This is a genomic window from Methylobacterium sp. B4 (assembly GCF_003201865.1).
In the GTDB taxonomy this organism is placed as follows: domain Bacteria; phylum Pseudomonadota; class Alphaproteobacteria; order Rhizobiales; family Beijerinckiaceae; genus Methylobacterium.
In genome coordinates this window covers 120,612-136,588 of the sequence record NZ_QJJJ01000010.1, presented here as the reverse complement: position 1 = coordinate 136,588, position 15,977 = coordinate 120,612, and the positions used below count along the sequence as shown (strand labels likewise).

15 protein-coding genes are annotated in these 15,977 nt (G+C 70.3%); 5 read left to right on the top strand and 10 right to left on the bottom strand.

Annotated elements, in window-relative coordinates:
* Nucleotides 1-117 precede the first annotated feature (117 nt).
* The 4 genes from BY998_RS14510 to BY998_RS14495 all read right to left on the bottom strand — a co-directional run bounded on the left by BY998_RS14510 (nucleotide 118) and on the right by BY998_RS14495 (nucleotide 3,353).
* Nucleotides 118-846: an amino acid ABC transporter ATP-binding protein gene (locus tag BY998_RS14510; RefSeq protein ID WP_146221784.1), complete on the bottom strand. Its 729-nt coding sequence runs from the start codon at nucleotides 844-846 to the stop codon at nucleotides 118-120.
* A gap of 66 nt (nucleotides 847-912) precedes the next feature.
* The gene (locus BY998_RS14505; RefSeq protein ID WP_110352320.1) at nucleotides 913-1,605 is read right to left on the bottom strand and encodes an ABC transporter permease subunit; all 693 of its coding nucleotides are present in this window, start codon (nucleotides 1,603-1,605) and stop codon (nucleotides 913-915) included.
* On the bottom strand, nucleotides 1,605-2,327 hold the full coding sequence (locus BY998_RS14500; RefSeq protein ID WP_110352319.1) for an amino acid ABC transporter permease: 723 nt from the start codon (nucleotides 2,325-2,327) through the stop codon (nucleotides 1,605-1,607). The genes BY998_RS14505 and BY998_RS14500 overlap by 1 nt, the downstream gene beginning before the upstream one ends.
* 117 nt (nucleotides 2,328-2,444) lie before the next feature.
* Nucleotides 2,445-3,353, bottom strand: a complete 909-nt coding sequence (locus BY998_RS14495) for an amino acid ABC transporter substrate-binding protein (protein WP_110352359.1) — start codon at nucleotides 3,351-3,353, stop codon at nucleotides 2,445-2,447.
* Nucleotides 3,354-3,800: 447 nt separating this feature from the next.
* Here BY998_RS14495 and BY998_RS14490 point away from each other — a divergent pair, with 447 nt between their 5' ends.
* On the top strand, nucleotides 3,801-5,330 hold the full coding sequence (locus BY998_RS14490) for an alginate export family protein (protein WP_110352318.1): 1,530 nt from the start codon (nucleotides 3,801-3,803) through the stop codon (nucleotides 5,328-5,330).
* A 178-nt stretch (nucleotides 5,331-5,508) separates the two neighbouring features.
* Nucleotides 5,509-7,194, top strand: coding sequence for an aspartate ammonia-lyase (locus BY998_RS14485; protein ID WP_110352317.1), 1,686 nt, complete (start codon nucleotides 5,509-5,511; stop codon nucleotides 7,192-7,194).
* 13 nt (nucleotides 7,195-7,207) lie between these two features.
* On the opposite strand, the gene BY998_RS14480 is transcribed toward BY998_RS14485, so the two are convergent.
* On the bottom strand, nucleotides 7,208-8,269 hold the full coding sequence (locus BY998_RS14480) for an SDR family oxidoreductase (protein WP_110352316.1): 1,062 nt from the start codon (nucleotides 8,267-8,269) through the stop codon (nucleotides 7,208-7,210).
* Between the two features lie 110 nt (nucleotides 8,270-8,379).
* On the opposite strand from BY998_RS14480, the gene BY998_RS14475 reads away from it, so the two are divergent.
* Nucleotides 8,380-8,757: a helix-turn-helix domain-containing protein gene (locus tag BY998_RS14475; protein ID WP_110352315.1), complete on the top strand. Its 378-nt coding sequence runs from the start codon at nucleotides 8,380-8,382 to the stop codon at nucleotides 8,755-8,757.
* Between the two features lie 22 nt (nucleotides 8,758-8,779).
* Here BY998_RS14475 and BY998_RS14470 read toward each other — a convergent pair whose 3' ends face one another.
* Together BY998_RS14470 and BY998_RS14465 are read right to left on the bottom strand one after the other, a co-directional pair.
* Entirely contained in the window at nucleotides 8,780-10,171 is a 1,392-nt protein-coding gene (locus BY998_RS14470) for a GntP family permease (protein WP_110352314.1), read from the bottom strand.
* Between the two features lie 85 nt (nucleotides 10,172-10,256).
* Entirely contained in the window at nucleotides 10,257-10,748 is a 492-nt protein-coding gene (locus BY998_RS14465) for an N-acetyltransferase (protein WP_110352313.1), read from the bottom strand.
* Nucleotides 10,749-11,077: 329 nt separating this feature from the next.
* On the opposite strand from BY998_RS14465, the gene BY998_RS14460 reads away from it, so the two are divergent.
* Complete coding sequence (locus BY998_RS14460) at nucleotides 11,078-11,578, top strand: hypothetical protein (protein ID WP_110352312.1); 501 nt, start codon at nucleotides 11,078-11,080, stop codon at nucleotides 11,576-11,578.
* An 18-nt stretch (nucleotides 11,579-11,596) separates the two neighbouring features.
* On the opposite strand, the gene BY998_RS14455 is transcribed toward BY998_RS14460, so the two are convergent.
* Nucleotides 11,597-12,430, bottom strand: coding sequence for a DUF3750 domain-containing protein (locus BY998_RS14455; RefSeq protein WP_110352358.1), 834 nt, complete (start codon nucleotides 12,428-12,430; stop codon nucleotides 11,597-11,599).
* Nucleotides 12,431-12,700: 270 nt separating this feature from the next.
* On the opposite strand from BY998_RS14455, the gene BY998_RS14450 reads away from it, so the two are divergent.
* A complete protein-coding gene (locus BY998_RS14450) occupies nucleotides 12,701-14,824 on the top strand; it encodes a TonB-dependent receptor (protein WP_110352311.1) in 2,124 nt (707 codons plus the stop codon).
* A gap of 13 nt (nucleotides 14,825-14,837) precedes the next feature.
* Here the strand turns inward: BY998_RS14450 and BY998_RS14445 are convergent, their stop codons facing one another.
* Nucleotides 14,838-15,308 (bottom strand): hypothetical protein, encoded by a 471-nt coding sequence (locus tag BY998_RS14445; RefSeq protein ID WP_110352310.1) that lies wholly within the window; start codon nucleotides 15,306-15,308, stop codon nucleotides 14,838-14,840.
* Between the two features lie 87 nt (nucleotides 15,309-15,395).
* Nucleotides 15,396-15,911 carry a peptide deformylase gene (locus BY998_RS14440; protein ID WP_110352309.1) on the bottom strand — a complete coding sequence of 172 codons (516 nt, stop codon included), beginning with the start codon at nucleotides 15,909-15,911 and terminating at the stop codon, nucleotides 15,396-15,398.
* Between the last annotated feature and the right edge of the window lie 66 nt (nucleotides 15,912-15,977).

Below are 15,977 nucleotides of genomic sequence, written 5' to 3'. Positions count from 1 at the left end.
ATCAGAGGCACACCCCACAGGTCAACGCGCGCTCGACAAGACCGGTTTCGGCCGTGGATGCCCCAGCATACAGCCGGGATGCCCCTCTTGGGAGAACCGGGCGGTCATATAATCTGTTCAATGCGCGAGAATCTTCGACAAAAACTGCTGAGCCCGCTCGCTGCGCGGCCGGTCGAAGAAGGTGTCCTTGCGGTCGTCCTCGACGATCTCGCCGCGATCCATGAACACCACCCGGTCGGCCACCTTGCGGGCGAAGCCCATCTCGTGGGTCACGACCATCATCGTCATGCCCTCGCGGGCGAGTTCGACCATCACGTCGAGCACCTCGCCGACCATTTCCGGGTCGAGCGCCGAGGTCGGCTCGTCGAACAGCATCACGATCGGGTCCATGGCGAGCGCCCGGGCGATGGCCACCCGCTGCTGCTGGCCGCCCGAGAGCTGGCCCGGATATTTCCGCGCATGCGCCGAGAGCCCGACCCGGTCGAGCAATTCGAGGCCGCGCCGGGCCGCCTCGGCCTTCGGGCGCCCGAGCACCTTGCGCTGGGCCAGCGTGAGGTTGTCGGTCACGCTCAGGTGCGGGAACAGCTCGAAATGCTGGAACACCATGCCGACCCGGGCGCGCAGCCGCGGCAGGTTGGTGCCCCGGTCCCGGACCCGGGTGCCGTCGACCGTGATCTGCCCCTCCTGGAACGGCTCCAGAGCGTTCACGCATTTGAGCAGCGTGGACTTTCCCGAACCCGAGGGACCGCAGACCACCACCACCTCGCCCCGCGCCACCGCCGTGGTGCAGCCGGTCAGGACCCGGAGGTCGCCGTACCATTTCGAGACCGACTCGATGGCGATCATGGTTCCGCCGGGGGCCGGCGCCGCGGTCGGGATCGAGGACGGATTCATGAACGGGTCCTCATCGGATCAGCGGACGATCGCGGTGCGGGCCTGGAGGCGGCGCACCAGCAGCGAGGCCGTGAAGCAGACCGCGAAGTAGACGAGCGCGGCGAACAGATACATCTCGACCAGCCGCCCGTCGCGCTGCGCCACCTTGGAGGCGGCCCCGAGGAAGTCGGTCAGCGAGAGGACGTAGACGAGCGAGGTGTCCTGGAAGAGCACGATGGTCTGGGTGAGCAGCAGCGGCACCATGTTGCGGAAGGCCTGCGGCAGCACCACGAGCCGCATGGTCTGGGCGTAGCTCATGCCGAGCGCCTGGGCCGCCGCGCTCTGCCCCTTCGGGATCGACTGGATGCCCGCGCGCACGATCTCGGCGAAATAGGCCGCCTCGAACAGGGTGAAGGTGATCAGCGCGCTGGCGAAGGCGCCGACCGGCAGCGGCGTGGGCGAGCCCGTGGCCCAGGCGCCGAGATAGGGCACGAGGAAGTAGAACCAGAAGATCACCAGCACGAGCGGCAGGGAGCGCATCAGCTCGACGTAGAGCTTGGCCGCGTGCGTCAGGCCCGGCACCCCGGACAGCCGCAGCAGCGCGAGACCCGTACCGAGCACGATCCCGCCGCTCGCCGCGAGCGCGGTGAGCGTCAGGGTGAACACCATGCCCTCGGCGAAGAGGTAGGGCAGCGAGGCGGTGACGACGGAGAGGTCGAGATTGCCGAACATCAGCGGCCTCCCGGCACGGCGGCGCGCCGCTCCAGCAGGGTCGCGGCCGCGATCACCACGAGGTTGACGGCCACGTACAGGATCGTGGCCGCCGTGAACGCCTCGAACACCTGGAACGAGAATTCCTGCATCGCGCGGGCGCGTGCGGTCAGCTCCAGCAGGCCGATGGTCAGCGCCACGGAGGTGTTCTTGAGGTTGTTCAGGAATTCCGAGGTGAGCGGGGGCAGGATGATCCGGTAGGCGTTGGGCAGGAGCACGTGGCGGTAGGTCTGGGCCAGCGTGAGCCCGAGCGCCGTGCCCGCCTGCGCCTGTCCCCGCGGCAGCGAGCGGATGCCCGCCCGCACCTGCTCGGCCACCCGCGCGGCGGTGAAGAAGCCTAGGCACAGCACCGCCGTGTAGAAGGGCGCGTCCGGCATCTGCTTGACGGCCGCACCGAGCCCCGCGGGCAGAAGCTCCGGCAGCACGAAGTACCAGAGGAACATCTGCACGAGCAGCGGCACGTTGCGGAACAGTTCGACATAGGCCGCGCCGACCGCGTTGGCGGCGCGCGACGGGACCGTGCGCATCACGCCGACCAGCGAGCCGAGGCAGAAGGCGATGACCCAGGAGCACAGGGCCGTGGCCAAGGTCCAGGCAAGCCCGGAGAGCAGCATGTCGGCATAGGTGCCGGCGCCCTCCGGGGAAGGCTCCAGGAAGATGCCCCAGTTCCAGTGGTAGTTCACCGCCGCTCCCCCGCTCTCGCACCCCACCGAACGCCCGTCGCCCGCCCTTCCTCCGATGCGGCCGCGGACTCGTCGCGGACTCGTCGCGGACTTGCCGCGGGCATCGGCGGCACGCGTTCAGTAGGCGGCCGGGTCGGCGCTGTCGCTGGGGTTGGCGAAGGCCTTGCGCATCGCCTCGCTCATGGGAAGCTTCAGGTTGATGCCCCGCGGCGGGATGGCCTGCGTGAACCACTTCTCGTAGAGCGCCGGCCCCTCGGGACTCTTGTAGAGGGCGGCGGTGGCGGCATCGACCACGGCCTTGAAGGGCGCGTCGTCCTTGCGCAGCATGATGCCGTAGGGCTCCGGCCGCGACTGGGCCTCCGAGGAGATCGCGTAGGCCTCGGGCGTCTTGGAGCCGGCCACCAGGGCGGCGAGCAGCACGTCGTCCATCACGAAGGCGTCGGCGCGGCCCGTCTCCATCATCAGGAAGCCCTCCGCGTGGTCCTTGGCGGGCAGGATCCGCATGCCGAGGCCGCGGGCCGCGTTGATCTCGTTGATCTGGCGGATGTTGGTCGTGCCCGAGGTCGAGACCACGGTGCGGCCCTTGAGGTCGTCGGTCTTGTCGAGCCCCTTCTCCTTCTTCGCGACGAAGCGCGTCGCGGTGAGGAAGTGGGTGTTGGTGAAGGCCGCCTGCCGCTGGCGGTCGGCGTTGTTGGTGGTCGAGCCGCATTCGAGGTCGATCGTCCCGTTGGCGATCAGCGGGATGCGGGTCGCGGAGGTGACGGGGTTGAGCCGCACCTCCAGCTTGTCGAGCTTGAGATGGGCTTTGACCGCATCCGCCACCTTCAGGCAGATCTCGTAGGCGTAGCCCACCGACCGCTGGTTGCCGTCGAGATAGGAGAAAGGCACCGAGGCGTCGCGGGTGCCGATGGTGAGGGCACCGGTCTCCTTCACCTTCTTCAGCGTCCCGGTGAGATCCTGCGCGCGGGCCGGCGTCGCCGCCGCGGCGGCGAGGGCGACGAGCAGGAGCACGTCCGTGAGGCGCATCGGCGAACCTTCCTTGAACCACCCGGCGGGCGGCAGCACGCCATAGTGGGGCGGGCGGCCGCGCTTGTCATCCGCGAAAGCCGGCGACCGAGGTCGCACGGAACGGTTGCACGGCGGCCGCACGCGCCGCGCGCGCCGCGCGCGCCGAACATCTTCCGATTTAATCCCGGAATCCGCAGACAATACTGGACTTTTCATCGCCGCGTTGCCTCAGGGGGACAAAGCGCCAGCAGCAGGAGGCGACGTCCGATCCGAGGCTATACGATTGATATCATTGAATTTATGACGATGCGCCCGATGTGGAAAACCGGCATCGCGCCGGAGCGGCGGGCATCGTCCCGTCCGGAAAATGCCCTGACAACCGCGACGCTTCTTGCACTTGTATAAAATATTAGGTGATCTCTAGCCCTCTCGAAGCAAATTTTCCTTGAAAACAGAGGCAACGCCGTGAAGCAATCGGTTTTGTACGCGTCGTTGCTTGTCGGCGCCTTGGCCCCTCCCCTTGCCGGCCCCGCCCTGGCCCAGGGCGCGCCGGCCGGCGGACCGTCTCCCTCCGCGACTGGGGTCTCGACCGCCCGGACGCAGGTGGGGACCGCGGCGGCGCGGCGGAAGCAGGACGGGCCCTACTTCGCGGCGGCGCCGGCCCAGCCGCCGAACTTCCTCTACAAGGCCCTCGGCGAGCCCGAGAATTGGCGCATCAGCGGCTCGTTCCGGTCGCGGGTGGAGGGCATCGCCAACCAGTTCCGCCCGGTGCCGACCTTCGCCGCCAACGACGTCCTGAACTCGTACCTCACCACCCTGCACGTGGAATACGGGGTCAAGGGTCCGGTGCGGCTGGGCGTCGAGCTGTTCGACAGCCGCGGCTACTTCCAGCAGCGCAACTCCTCGGCCTTCACCACGGAGATCAACGCCCTCGAACCGGGCCAGGCCTATCTCAACTTCGACACGGGCGATTTCGGCGGCGAGGGCTCGAAGAGCAGCCTGACGGTCGGTCGCTTCACCAAGAACATCGGCTCGCGCCGCCTCGTCTCGCGCCAGCAGTTCCGAAATACCATCAACGCCTATACCGGCGTGACCTTCGACTGGCAGGGCCTGGACAAGGACAAGTTCACGGCGCTGTGGGTGATGCCGCACACGCGTCTGCCCGACGACGTGAACGGCATCCTCGACAACGGCATCGCGTTCGACCGTGAGAGCCTGGACCTGCAGCTCTTCGGCGCCTCCTACACCTTCGCCAACATCTTCGGCGGCACGTTCGAGCTCTACGGCTACGGCCTCTACGAGCAGGATTCGGGCACCGGCCTGCGCTCGGTCCAGACCCGTGACCGGCGCCTGTTCACCCCCGGGATGCGGCTGGCGCGCCAGCCGCAGGTCGGCGCCTTCGACTACGATCTCGAGGCGATCTACCAGACCGGGCTCGCCCGCGAGACGGCGGCGGCCACGGACCTTCGCGACCTCACCGTCTCGGCCTACTTCGTCCATGCCGAGGTCGGCTACACCTTCGAGCACGAATGGAAGCCGCGGCTCTCGCTGCATTACGACCATGCCAGCGGCGACCGGAACAACGACGGCAAGTTCAGCCGCTTCGACACCCTGTTCGGCGCCCGGCGCTTCGAGTACGGCCCGACCGGGCTCTACGGCCCGGTGCAGCGCGCCAACCTGATCTCGCCCTCGATCCGCGCCGAGATCACCCCGAGCAAGGTCTGGGACGCCTTCATCGCCTACCGGCCGCTCTGGTTGGAGAGTGCCACCGACACCTTCGCCGCGACCCTGATCCGCGACCGCACCGGCCGCTCCGGAACCTTCGCCGGCCACCAGATCGAGGGGCGCCTGCGCTACTGGATCATCCCCAACGAGATGATCCTCGACACGGGCCTGGCCTACCTCGCCAAGGGCGACTTCCTGCGCAACGCGCCCAACGCCCCCGATACCGGCGACACCTTCTACGGCTACCTCAACACGACGGTGTTCTTCTGACGCTCCATCGGCCCCGCCGCGTCCGCGCGAATGCTGACGACGCGGGGCTCCTGACACGCCAACCAGGCCGCGAACCGTTGACAGTGCGGCACGCGGAGATCTGAACACCGACCCGACGGTGACCGGCCGCCCGGATCGACGATTCGGCCGAGTCATCCGACGCATCGGGGAGATTTCCGTGGCGAAGACGGCATCCGACACCAAGGCCAAGCGCTCCGCGAAGGAGGCGGCCGGAGGCAAGGGCGTGATCGGGAAGGCCAAAGGCGCGGCCGGCACGGGAAAGAAGGCGGCCAAAGCCGAGGCGAAGGCCGCGGCTATTGCGGCGGCCGAGAAGGCCGCCCGCCCGAACGCCCGCGGGCCCGCGGCGCGAGCCACCGCGGAGAAGCCGCCCCAGGAGGAGGATCTCGCCGTCGCCACCGTGCGCAAGGTGGCGATGGAAGGGGCGAAGACCCGCTCGGAACACGACCTGCTCGGGGACGGCGAGGTGCCGGCCGAGGCCCTGTGGGGCGTCCACACCAAGCGGGCGGTGGCGAACTTCCCGATCACCGGCGTGCCGGTGGGCCATTACCCGGAACTCGTGCGGGCGCTGGCCCTGGTGAAGCAGGCCGCGGCGCGGGCCAACCACCGCCTCGGCTACCTGCCCGAGGGGAAGGCCAGGATCATCGACGAGGCCTGCACCCTCGTGGCGACCGACCCGGCCTACGCCGAAGCCTTCGTGGTCGACGCGATCCAGGGCGGGGCCGGCACCTCGACCAACATGAACGCCAACGAGGTGATCGCCAATGTCGGCTTGAGGCTGATGGGCCGGGCGCCGGGCGACTACGCCGCTTTGCATCCCAACGACGACGTCAACATGGCGCAATCGACCAACGACGCCTACCCGACGGCTCTGCGGCTCGCGGTGATCTTCGCCACGCAGCCGCTGGTGAAGGCGCTCGACGACCTCGCCTACGCCTTCAAGAGCAAGGCGGTGGAGTTCGCCGACGTGCTCAAGATGGGCCGCACCCAGCTCCAGGACGCGGTGCCGATGACGCTGGGCCAGGAGTTCGACGGCTTCCACGCCACGATCAAGGAGGACGTGGCGCGATTGACCGAGATCGTCGGCCTGTTCCGCGAAGTGAATCTCGGCGCCACCGCGATCGGCACCGGCATCAACGCCGACCCGCGCTACGCCGCGCTGGCGGTCGAGGAGCTGTCGCGGCTCGCCGGCCAGCCGATGGTGCTGGCCTCCAACCTGATCGAGGCGACCTCGGATCTCGGCGCCTTCGTGCTGTTCTCCGGCACGCTCAAGCGCGTCGCGGTGAAACTCTCCAAGATCTGCAACGACCTGCGCCTGCTCTCGTCGGGCCCCCGTACGGGCTTCGGCGAGATCCGGCTGCCCGCCGTGCAGGCGGGTTCCTCGATCATGCCGGGCAAGGTCAACCCGGTGATCCCGGAGGTGGTCAACCAAGTCGCCTACATGGTGATCGGCCACGACCTGACCGTGACCCTCTGCGCCGAGGGCGGCCAGCTTCAGCTCAACGCTTTCGAGCCGACCATCGGCTACTGCGTGCTGAGTTCGCTGCGCATGCTGAGCGCGGCCATCGACACCCTGACCAAGCGCTGCGTCGAGGGCATCGAGGCCGACCGGGAGCGCTGCCGCGCCCTCGTCCAGGGCTCGATCGGCCTCGTCACCGCGCTGGCGCCGACGCTCGGCTACGAGGCCAGCTCCCGCATCGCCCGCCGCGCGCTCAAGGAGAACCGCTCGGTCGCCGAACTGGTGCTGGAGGAGGGCCTGCTGACCGAGGCCCAGCTCAACGGGTTGCTCGAATTGGAGGCCATGACTCACCCGACCCGCCGGCAGAAGGCCGGCACGGCCGGGTGAGGACGGCCTCGGCTCAAGGGATGACCCTGTCCGCCCGCAGCCGCGCGAACAGGTCGAAGAAGGCGTCGTCCGAGGGCTGGTAGTCGAGGAAGCCCAGGCGCCGGCTCTTGCTCATGTCGGTCACGACCTCGATCGGACGGCCGAGATCGGCATCGGTGTGCCAGGCCGAGGCCAGGCGGTTCAGGTCGGGCTCGATCAGGCCGTGGCGCGCCGCGATCTCCGTCCAGAGCGGTGCGGCGCCCGCCAGTTGCTGTTCGAGCGGGTTCACCGTGCCGTCGAAGGGGGCGGGTTCGACGCCGAACCATTCGGCCAGGCGCCCCCACATCCATTTCCAGCGGAAGACGTCACCGTTGACGACGTTGAAGGCCTCGTCGTGCGCAGCCGGCGTCAGCGCCGCCCATTCGAGGTGGCGGGCGAGCAACCGCGCGTCGGTCACGTCGGTGAGCCCCTCCCACTGCGCCGCCGAGCCGGGGAAGCGGAAGGGCCGCCCGGTCTCCCGGCAGAGCGTGGCGTAGAGGCCGAGCGTCACGCCCATGTTCATGGCGTTGCCGAGCGCATAGCCGACGATCGTGTGCGGGCGGTGCACGCTCCAGCTGAAGCCATCGCGCGCGGCGGCCTCGAACACCGCATCCTCCTGCGCGTAGTAGAAGTTCTCGACCGGCAGCCGCGGCAGGTCTTCGCGGAAGGGCGTGGGCGGCAGGCTTCCCTTCCCGTAGGCCTCGAACGGTCCGAGATAGTGCTTGAGCCCCGTCACCAGGGCCACGTGGCGCACGCTTGCCCCCGGGCGCAGGGCGTCGAGGAGGTTTGCGACCATCGCCGCGTTGACGCGGATGTTCTCGGCTTCCGTCGGCTGGCGCAGCCAAGTGGCGAGGAAGACGTGGCTCGGCGCGTGCCCCTCCAGCGCCCGGGCGAGCGCGTCCGGATCGAGCAGGTCGGCGGCGACCGGCGTGACGCCGGCGATCTCGGGCGGGCGCCGGGCGAGCCCCTCCACCGTCCAGCCCCGCCCGACCAGATGCCGGGCGAGGTTGTTGCCGACGATGCCGCCGACTCCCGCGATCAGTGCCGTTCCCGCCATGTCTCGTCTCCGCTGTCGTCCCTGGCCCCGTCCCGACAGGAGCTAGGCGTCCCGTCCGGACGGCGCTAGACGGCACCGTTTGGGGTCATAGGCACCGAAAGGTCACCACCATGGAGCCTGGAAGTCCGGACGAGGCGGGGCGGGAGGATTGTGCGCCGCGCCGGATCCTGGCGCTGTTCTCGACCAAGTGGACGAGCATGGTGCTGCACACGCTGCACACCCGCCACGATGGCCGCGCCCGCACCGGCGTGCTCCATCGCAGCCTGCCCGGCATCTCCAAGAAGATGCTGACCCAGACCCTGCGCGAGATGGAGGGCAGCGGCCTCGTCACCCGCCACGTCGAGGGCACGGTGCCGCCGGCCGTGGAGTACCGGATCACCCCGCTCGGGCAGCGCTTCGTGGAGCCGGTGGAACTCCTCTACGCCTGGAGCCGAGCCAATCCGGATGCCCTCGACAGCCTCGGCGCCCGCTCGAACGCCCGGCGCTGAGCGCAGGCTCGAACCGCGTCGATCAGACCAGCCCGGTCCCGTAGTAGACCCCGATCACGAAGAAGACGGCCACGGTCTTGATGATCGTGATGGCGAAGATGTCGCCGTAGGACTGGCGGTGGGTGAGCCCGGTGACGGCGAGCAGCGTGATCACCGCGCCGTTATGCGGCAGCGTGTCCATGCCGCCGCTGGCCATGGAGGCGACCCGATGCATCACCTCGAGCGGGATGCCCGCCGCCTGCGCCGCCTCGACGAAGCGGCCCGACAGGGCGCCGAGCGCGATCGAGAGCCCGCCCGAGGCCGAGCCGGTGACGCCGGCCAGCACGTTGACCGTCACCGCCTCGTTGATCAACGGGTTGGGGATTGCCGAGAGCGCGTCCGAGATGACCTTGAAGCCGGGGAGCGCGGCGATGACCGCGCCGAAGCCGTACTCGGTGGCGGTGTTCATACCCGCCAGAAGCGAGCCCGCCACCGCTGCCTTCGAGCCCTCGGAGAAGCGCTCCGCGAGGTTGCGGTATCCGAGGATCACGGTGGCGAGGATGCCGAGAAGCAGCGCGCCCTGCACCGCCCAGATCGCCGCCACGGTCTTGACCTGTACGGTCACGGGGTGGGCCGCCATCTCCGGGGTGAGGGCGGCGCTCGCCTGCTCGCCGTAAGAGGCGGTGATCCAGGCGAGCAAGAGCTTGTTGCCGATCCCGACGACGAGGAGCGGCAGGATCGCCACCGCGGGATGGATGACGACCCGGTCCTCGACCGCCTGCGGCTCGTTGGTATGACCCTCGCCGTAGCCCTCGTCCCCGGCCCGGCGGCGGCGCCATTCGAGATAGGCGACGCCGACGCAGAACACGAAGAGCGCACCGATGATCCCGAGCCACGGGGCGGCGTAGGCGTCGGTCTTGAAGAAGGAGGCCGGGATGATGTTCTGGATCTGCGGGGTGCCCGGCAGGGTGTCCATGGTGAAGGTGAAGGCACCGAGCGCGATGGTGCCGGGGATCAGGCGCTTGGGGATGTTCGAGCGGCGAAACAGCTCCGCGGCGAAGGGGTAGACCGCGAACACCGCCACGAACAGCGAGACGCCGCCATAGGTGAGGATCGCCCCCACCAGCACGATGGCAACGATCGCCCGCCCCTCCCCCAAGAGCCCGGTGACGGCGCCGACGATGGAGCGGGCAAAGCCCGAGATCTCGATGAGCTTGCCGAATACGGCGCCGAGCAGGAAGACCGGGAAGTAGAGCTTCAGGAAGCCGACGAGCTTCTCCATGAACAGCCCGGAGAAGAGGGTCGGCACCGCCGTGGGGTCGGTCAGCAGCACCGCGCCCATGGCGGCGACGGGGGCGAACAGAATGACCGAGAAGCCGCGATAGGCGATCCCCATCAGGAAGAAGAGCGCCGCGAGGCAGATCAGGAAGCTCAAGGCAGGCGCCCTCCCCGCATCGCCTCACCCGCGATGCGCGGTGATCAATCTGTCCCAAGCGCGGCCGTGTTCAATGGAGGCGGGGTTACAGCTCCCGGTGCATCACCAGCGCGTCGACCGGCCCGAGGGTGGGATGGCGGAACACGCCGGGCAGGCGGCCGACCTCTCGGAGGCCGAGGCTCGTCCACAGGGAGACGGCGCGGGTGTTGGTGGCGACGACCAGATTGAACTGCATCGCGGAAAAGCCCAGCGCCCGGGCCGTCTCGAAGGAGTGCAGGCCCATGGCCCGGGCGATGCCCCGCCCCCGCGCGGCCGGATGCGTGGCGTAGGTGCCGTTGGCGACGTGGTCGCCGGGCCCGAGCTGGTTGGCACGGATATAGTAGCTGCCCAGCACCGCGCCCGCGCTCTTCGCGACGAAGACATGGTGAGCCGGCGCGAACCAGTAGGCCAGCGCCCGCGCCCGGTCCCAGTCCCGCGGCAGGGCATAGGTCTCGCCCTCGCGCAGGATCGGCTCGAGGATCGCCCAGATCGCGTCGTGGTCGGCGGCTTGCGCCGGGCGGAGGGTGAGGTCGGTCATCGCGTCCGCGGAAGGGGATGGAGATGGGGATAAGGATTCATGCCGGGCTTCGGCCGGCCCGGCCCTATCACGGATCGGCCGCGCACCGGATCTCGCCGGAACGGCCCTGCCGTCGATCGGACCGGGTTCGGGAAAAAGGCTTAGAGCCCCCGCGCAGGCCACCGTCGAAGGAGGGATCGCGCCGCAGGGAGAGCGGGTCCCGCTCGCGAAGACGAGCCGGCCGACCGCCAGATCCCGCCATTGACAGGCAAATACTTTCAAATTCATCCTCGGATCGAGCCGCCTATCCACGGCCAGGCTCGCAGTAAGACACAGAGGGAGCAAACGCGATGAATCGACATTCGATGATCTTTGCCGCCTCGCTCTTCTTGACGATCGGCTTGTCGTCTGCAGCCTTGGGCATGCCGATGGGCGGAAGCTATACGGGCCGGGTCGAGAGCCAGACGCCGCAGGTGCTCGGACCGAACGAAGTCAGGCTTCAGCAGACCGCCTCCGGGATCAACACCGGCCCCGGCACGCCGCTCGACGGCGCTCGGGTACAGTGGGTGGAGACCGTCACGCTCAAGAACGGCCAGGGGCCGGTGGAGGGAACCATCACCTTCACGACGCCGACCGGCACGACGTCGAGCGTCTACAAGGGCATGGTCGCCACCGATGCGCAGGGGCGCGTCACGGCGACGGGCACCTACCGGGACAGCGCGGCCACGGGCGCGTTCGCGGGCGTGAAGGGCAAAGGGACCTACTCGGTCGCCTACGGCTCGAAGACGGACTTTTCCGGCCAGTGGCAGGGCGAGATCACGCTTCCCGGCCAGACCTCCTCGAAGCGCTGAGGCCGGCCGGGCGAAGGATCAGCCGGAGACGGGCTGCGTCGCCGGGCGCTCCGGCGGCGTCTCCTTGCCCGCATCGCCGCCGGGGATCAGGGCGATGCGGCCCCAGCCCGGCAACTTGAGGGCCGGGCGGCGCCAGTCGAGCCCCGCCACGGCGCCGAGCAGGTTGAGTTCCAGCCCGTCCACCCAGCCGATCGTGAGCCCGACATAGCCCCGCCAGGACAGGCGCAGGCCGGTGCCGCTCGGCGTGACTTCGGCGATGCGGCCCGGCGGCGTCCAGTCCTTGCCCAGCGCGGTAGGGGGCAGCGGCACGTCGTTGTCGGGGATGCGCGCGACGACGTGGGCGGCGAAGGTGTTCGAGTTCGGGCCCGGCCAAGCCCGGTAGGAGCCGAGGCTTCTATGGGGATAGTCCGCCACCGCCGCGCGAATCTCGGGGATCGCCCGCGCCGCGGCCGCGCCGTCGAGCCTCAGCACGATCTCCGGCTCGTTGCCGAACCAGCGCCCGTCCGGCGCGTAGGCGTCGGTGCGCACGGGCGGCCCCCAGCCGACCACGTCGTAGCGGGTGTAGCGGGCGGCGCCCGCCGCCTTGATCACCACCCAGCTGTGATGGGCGAAGATGCCCCGCCAGCGCCCGACCCGGGCGGCGTAGACCCGCACCAGCGCCTCCGGCACGGCTCCGGCCGGCGGTAGGAGGCCGGCGCTCGACCAATCCGCGCTCGACCAGTTCTCCGCACGATTCCCCTTCGCGTTCCACCACAGGGCGTGGGTCGCGAGCGGAACGAGGAAGAGCAGAACGAGGGCGAGGAGGATGAGGAGGGCGACGCGAAGGGTCGGGAGGAGCAGGTCGGCGAGCATGAAGCCTGTCATGTCAGGCCGCGCCCCGGCCGGCACAAGGACCGTGCGGTCGGGGGGCAGCGGGGGAGGACCGGCACCGTGCGGGAGCGCACCAAGGATCGGTCCCCTGATGCAGACCGGTCACAGTCCGCTCCCGTCGCGCGCCCCGCCGCGTCCGGGCGCCCGCACAGGACTTGCAACATTGTAACATTCCGGTGATGAAACATTGTAACGTGTCAGGGCGGCGCGACGGTTCGGGGCGGTGGAATGCGGGGCGGACGTTCGGGACGGATGCTGCTGGTGACCGGGGCGGTGCTGACCGTCGCGCCGGTTCCGGCGGCGCGGGCGCAGGAGAGCACCACGCTGGAGGAGATCAGCGTCACCTCCGTCAGCCCGGTCCAGGCGCGGGCCGCCGCCCCGGCGGCCGGCCCCTCCCCCGCCGCCCCCTTCGCGCGGGCGGCCGAGGTGTTGCCGGTGGCCACGAACACCTTCTCGCCGGTCACCGTGGTGCCGCAGGAGCGGATCGCCCGCGACCAGCCGCGCACGCTCGGCGACGCGCTGTTCGACCGGCCCGGCATCTCGGCCTCGACCTACGCGCCGGGGGCGGCCTCGCGGCCGATCATCCGCGGCCTCGACCAGGCCCGGGTGCGCATCCAGGAGAACGGCATCGTCAACGGCGGCGTGTCGGATCTCGGCGAGGACCACGCGGTACCGGTCAACCCGCTCAACGCCAGCCGGATCGAGGTGATCCGCGGCCCCGCGACCCTCCGCTACGGCTCGGGCGCGATCGGCGGCGTGGTCTCGGCCGAGAACAACCAAGTGCCGACCTTCATCCCGGCCCGCGGGATCACGGGGCAGGTCACGACCGGCTACACCACCGTCGACAACGGCCGGCTCGGGGCGGCCAGCGTCGATGCGGGCGCGAACGGCATCGCCGTCCACGCCGACGGCTTCGCGACCGCGACCGATTCCTACGCGATCCCCGGCGGCATCCAGCGCAACTCGGCCACCGAGACCCAAGGGGGCTCTGTCGGCATCTCGGCGATCGGCGACCGCGGCTTCCTCGGCATCGCCTACAGCCACTTCACCGCGCTCTATCAGATCCCCGGCGGCGCGGCGGAGGAGGCCCGCACCCGCCTGACCCCGAACCAGGACCGGGTGCTCGCCCGCGGCGAGTACCGGCCGCTCGACGGCCCCTTCGAGGTCCTGCGCTTCTGGGCCGGCGGCTCGGTCTACCGGCACGAGGAGATCGGCATCGGGGAGGACGGGATCGAGGGCGTGCAGGCGATCTTCAAGAACCGCGAGGTCGAGGCCCGCTTCGAAGCGCAGCACGTGCCGGTCGAGACCCGCTTCGGTACGCTCACCGGCGCGCTCGGCGTACAGGCGAGCCGGCGGGTGCTCAACACGCAGCTCGAGGCCTTCCTGCCGCCGACCGAGTCGCGGGTGCTGGCCGGCTACCTGTTCGAGGAACTGGCCGTCGGCGGGGGGCTGCGCTTCCAGGCGGCGGGTCGGATCGAGGGCGACCGGCTCAACAGCATCGCGACGCAGTTCCCCGGGGATTACCTGCCCGACGGCACCGATCCGGCGAGCTACGCCCTGACCAGGCGCTTCGCCCCCAAGAGCGCCAGCATCGGCGCCCTACAGGATCTGCCCTACGGCTTCGTGGCGAGCCTGAACGGCTCCTATGTCGAGCGCGCGCCCACGGGCTACGAGCTGTTCTCGCAGGGGCCGCACGACGCCACCGCGACCTTCGAGATCGGCGACCCGACCCTGCGCCTGGAGCGCGCCCGCACGATGGAGCTGAGCCTGCGCCGGGGCGTCGGGCCGCTGCGCATCGACGCCACCGGCTACCTCACGCGCTATACCGGCTTCATCTACAAGCGCGACACCGGCAATCGCTGCGACGACGACTTCGCCTCCTGCGGCAGCGGCGACGAGCTGCGTCAGGTCGTCTACTCGCAGGCCAACACTACCTTCTACGGCGCCGAGATCGCGGCGCAGCTCGACCTCCTGCCCGTGGGCGACGGCTGGGCGGGCCTGGAGGCGCAGTACGATTTCGTGCGCGCCCAGTTCGACGACGGCCGCTACGTGCCGCGCATCCCGCCCCACCGGCTCGGCGGCGGGGCCTTCGTGCGGGCCAATGGCTGGTTCGCGCGGATCAACCTGCTCCATGCCTTCGACCACACCGAGATCGCCACCTTCGAGACCCCGACCAAGGGCTGGAACGACCTGCGCGCGGAACTGGCCTACACCCAGGCGCTCGATCCGGCGCTCTACGGCGCCGCCGAGGTGACGCTGGGGCTGCAGGGCCGCAACCTGCTCGACGACGACATCCGCAACTCGGCCTCGTTCAAGAAGGACGAGATCCTGCTGCCGGGCCGCAACGTCCGCCTGTTCCTCACGGCGCGGTTCTGAGGCGGGGCGCCCCCTACCTGCCGGGCGCTCCTTTGCCCGGCGCCTCCTTGCCCCGCGCCGGCCTGGCCGCCGGGCGGGCGGCGGGGGTCACGGCGCCCGCCACCGTCCAGTGGCACACCGCCGTTCCCTTGAGGGCGAGGCAATCGTAGGCCCGGCCGTTGAGGGCGAGGTGGTCGGCCACCTCCGTCACCGCCGCGCGGTCGACGGGGCTGCAGCCGAGGTCGGATTTGGGGTCGCTGACGATGGCGAGCGCGGCGGCGCGGTCCTCGCCGGTGCTGCGCAGGAGGCTGCGCAGGTTGGCCAGCGAGGTGCAGCCGATCACCGGCCCGCCGGCCGCCCGGTCGCCCGCGGCTTTGTCGCTCGACGTCTTGGCCGGGGCCTTCTGATCGCCCGGGCGCGGGGCCGTCCCCTGCGCCGCGGCGGCGGGAGCGCAGAGGACCAGGGCGGCGAAAGCCCGGAGAAGGGTGAGCGGCAGAAGGGGCATCGGCGGGTCTCGGTCGAGGCCCGCCCCCATACCACGCTCCCCGCCGCACACCGAAGGCCGGACCGGGCGGCCCCGAGGATCGCGGTCCTACGCGCCCGTCCGCGCCTGCTGCGCCCTCAGCTTGGCGAAGCGCTTGAGGGCGCGCTCGCGGCGCAGCCGGGTCAGCCGCTCGATCCAGAAGATGCCGTCGAGCTGGTCGATCTCGTGCTGCAGGCAGGCGGCGCGCAGGCCCTCGGCCTCCTCCTCCTGCGTCGCTCCGTCGAGGTCGCGGTAGCGCACCCGCACCCGCGCCGGCCGCTCCACGGGCTCGATCACCCCCGGCATCGAGACGCTGCCCTCCGGATGGGCGGCCCGCTCCGGCGAGGCCCAGGCGATCACGGGATCGACATAGGTGGCGGGCGCCTCGTCCGGCTGGAGGCGGATCACCACCAGCCGCTCCGGCCGGCCGATATGGGGGGCGGTCAGTCCCATCGCCGAGACGGCCCCGAGGGTGTCGAGCACGTCGGCCGCGAGCGCCTGCAGCGCCGCGCCGTCGGCGGTGACGGGTTCGGCCGCGCGGTGCAGGCGTGGATCGGGATAGAGGACCAGCGGGCGGACGGGCATGGGCGGGCTTTCGGAGCAGGGCGACCCGCCGCTTCGATCGACGGCGCGGCAGGCCTCCCGCCCCCA

Excerpts from the sequence above, each read along its gene's own strand:
- BY998_RS14445 (WP_110352310.1), bottom strand. The coding sequence starts at position 15,308 with ATGCCCCTTCTGCCGCTCACCCTTCTCCGGGCTTTCGCCGCCCTGGTC.
- BY998_RS14495 (WP_110352359.1), bottom strand. The coding sequence starts at position 3,353 with ATGCGCCTCACGGACGTGCTCCTGCTCGTCGCCCTCGCCGCCGCGGCG.
- BY998_RS14450 (WP_110352311.1), top strand. The coding sequence starts at position 12,701 with ATGCTGCTGGTGACCGGGGCGGTGCTGACCGTCGCGCCGGTTCCGGCG.
- BY998_RS14460 (WP_110352312.1), top strand. The coding sequence starts at position 11,078 with ATGAATCGACATTCGATGATCTTTGCCGCCTCGCTCTTCTTGACGATC.
- BY998_RS14480 (WP_110352316.1), bottom strand. The coding sequence starts at position 8,269 with ATGGCGGGAACGGCACTGATCGCGGGAGTCGGCGGCATCGTCGGCAAC.
- BY998_RS14455 (WP_110352358.1), bottom strand. The coding sequence starts at position 12,430 with ATGCTCGCCGACCTGCTCCTCCCGACCCTTCGCGTCGCCCTCCTCATC.
- BY998_RS14465 (WP_110352313.1), bottom strand. The coding sequence starts at position 10,748 with ATGACCGACCTCACCCTCCGCCCGGCGCAAGCCGCCGACCACGACGCG.
- BY998_RS14510 (WP_146221784.1), bottom strand. The coding sequence starts at position 846 with ATGATCGCCATCGAGTCGGTCTCGAAATGGTACGGCGACCTCCGGGTC.
- BY998_RS14505 (WP_110352320.1), bottom strand. The coding sequence starts at position 1,605 with ATGTTCGGCAATCTCGACCTCTCCGTCGTCACCGCCTCGCTGCCCTAC.
- BY998_RS14475 (WP_110352315.1), top strand. The coding sequence starts at position 8,380 with ATGGAGCCTGGAAGTCCGGACGAGGCGGGGCGGGAGGATTGTGCGCCG.
- BY998_RS14440 (WP_110352309.1), bottom strand. The coding sequence starts at position 15,911 with ATGCCCGTCCGCCCGCTGGTCCTCTATCCCGATCCACGCCTGCACCGC.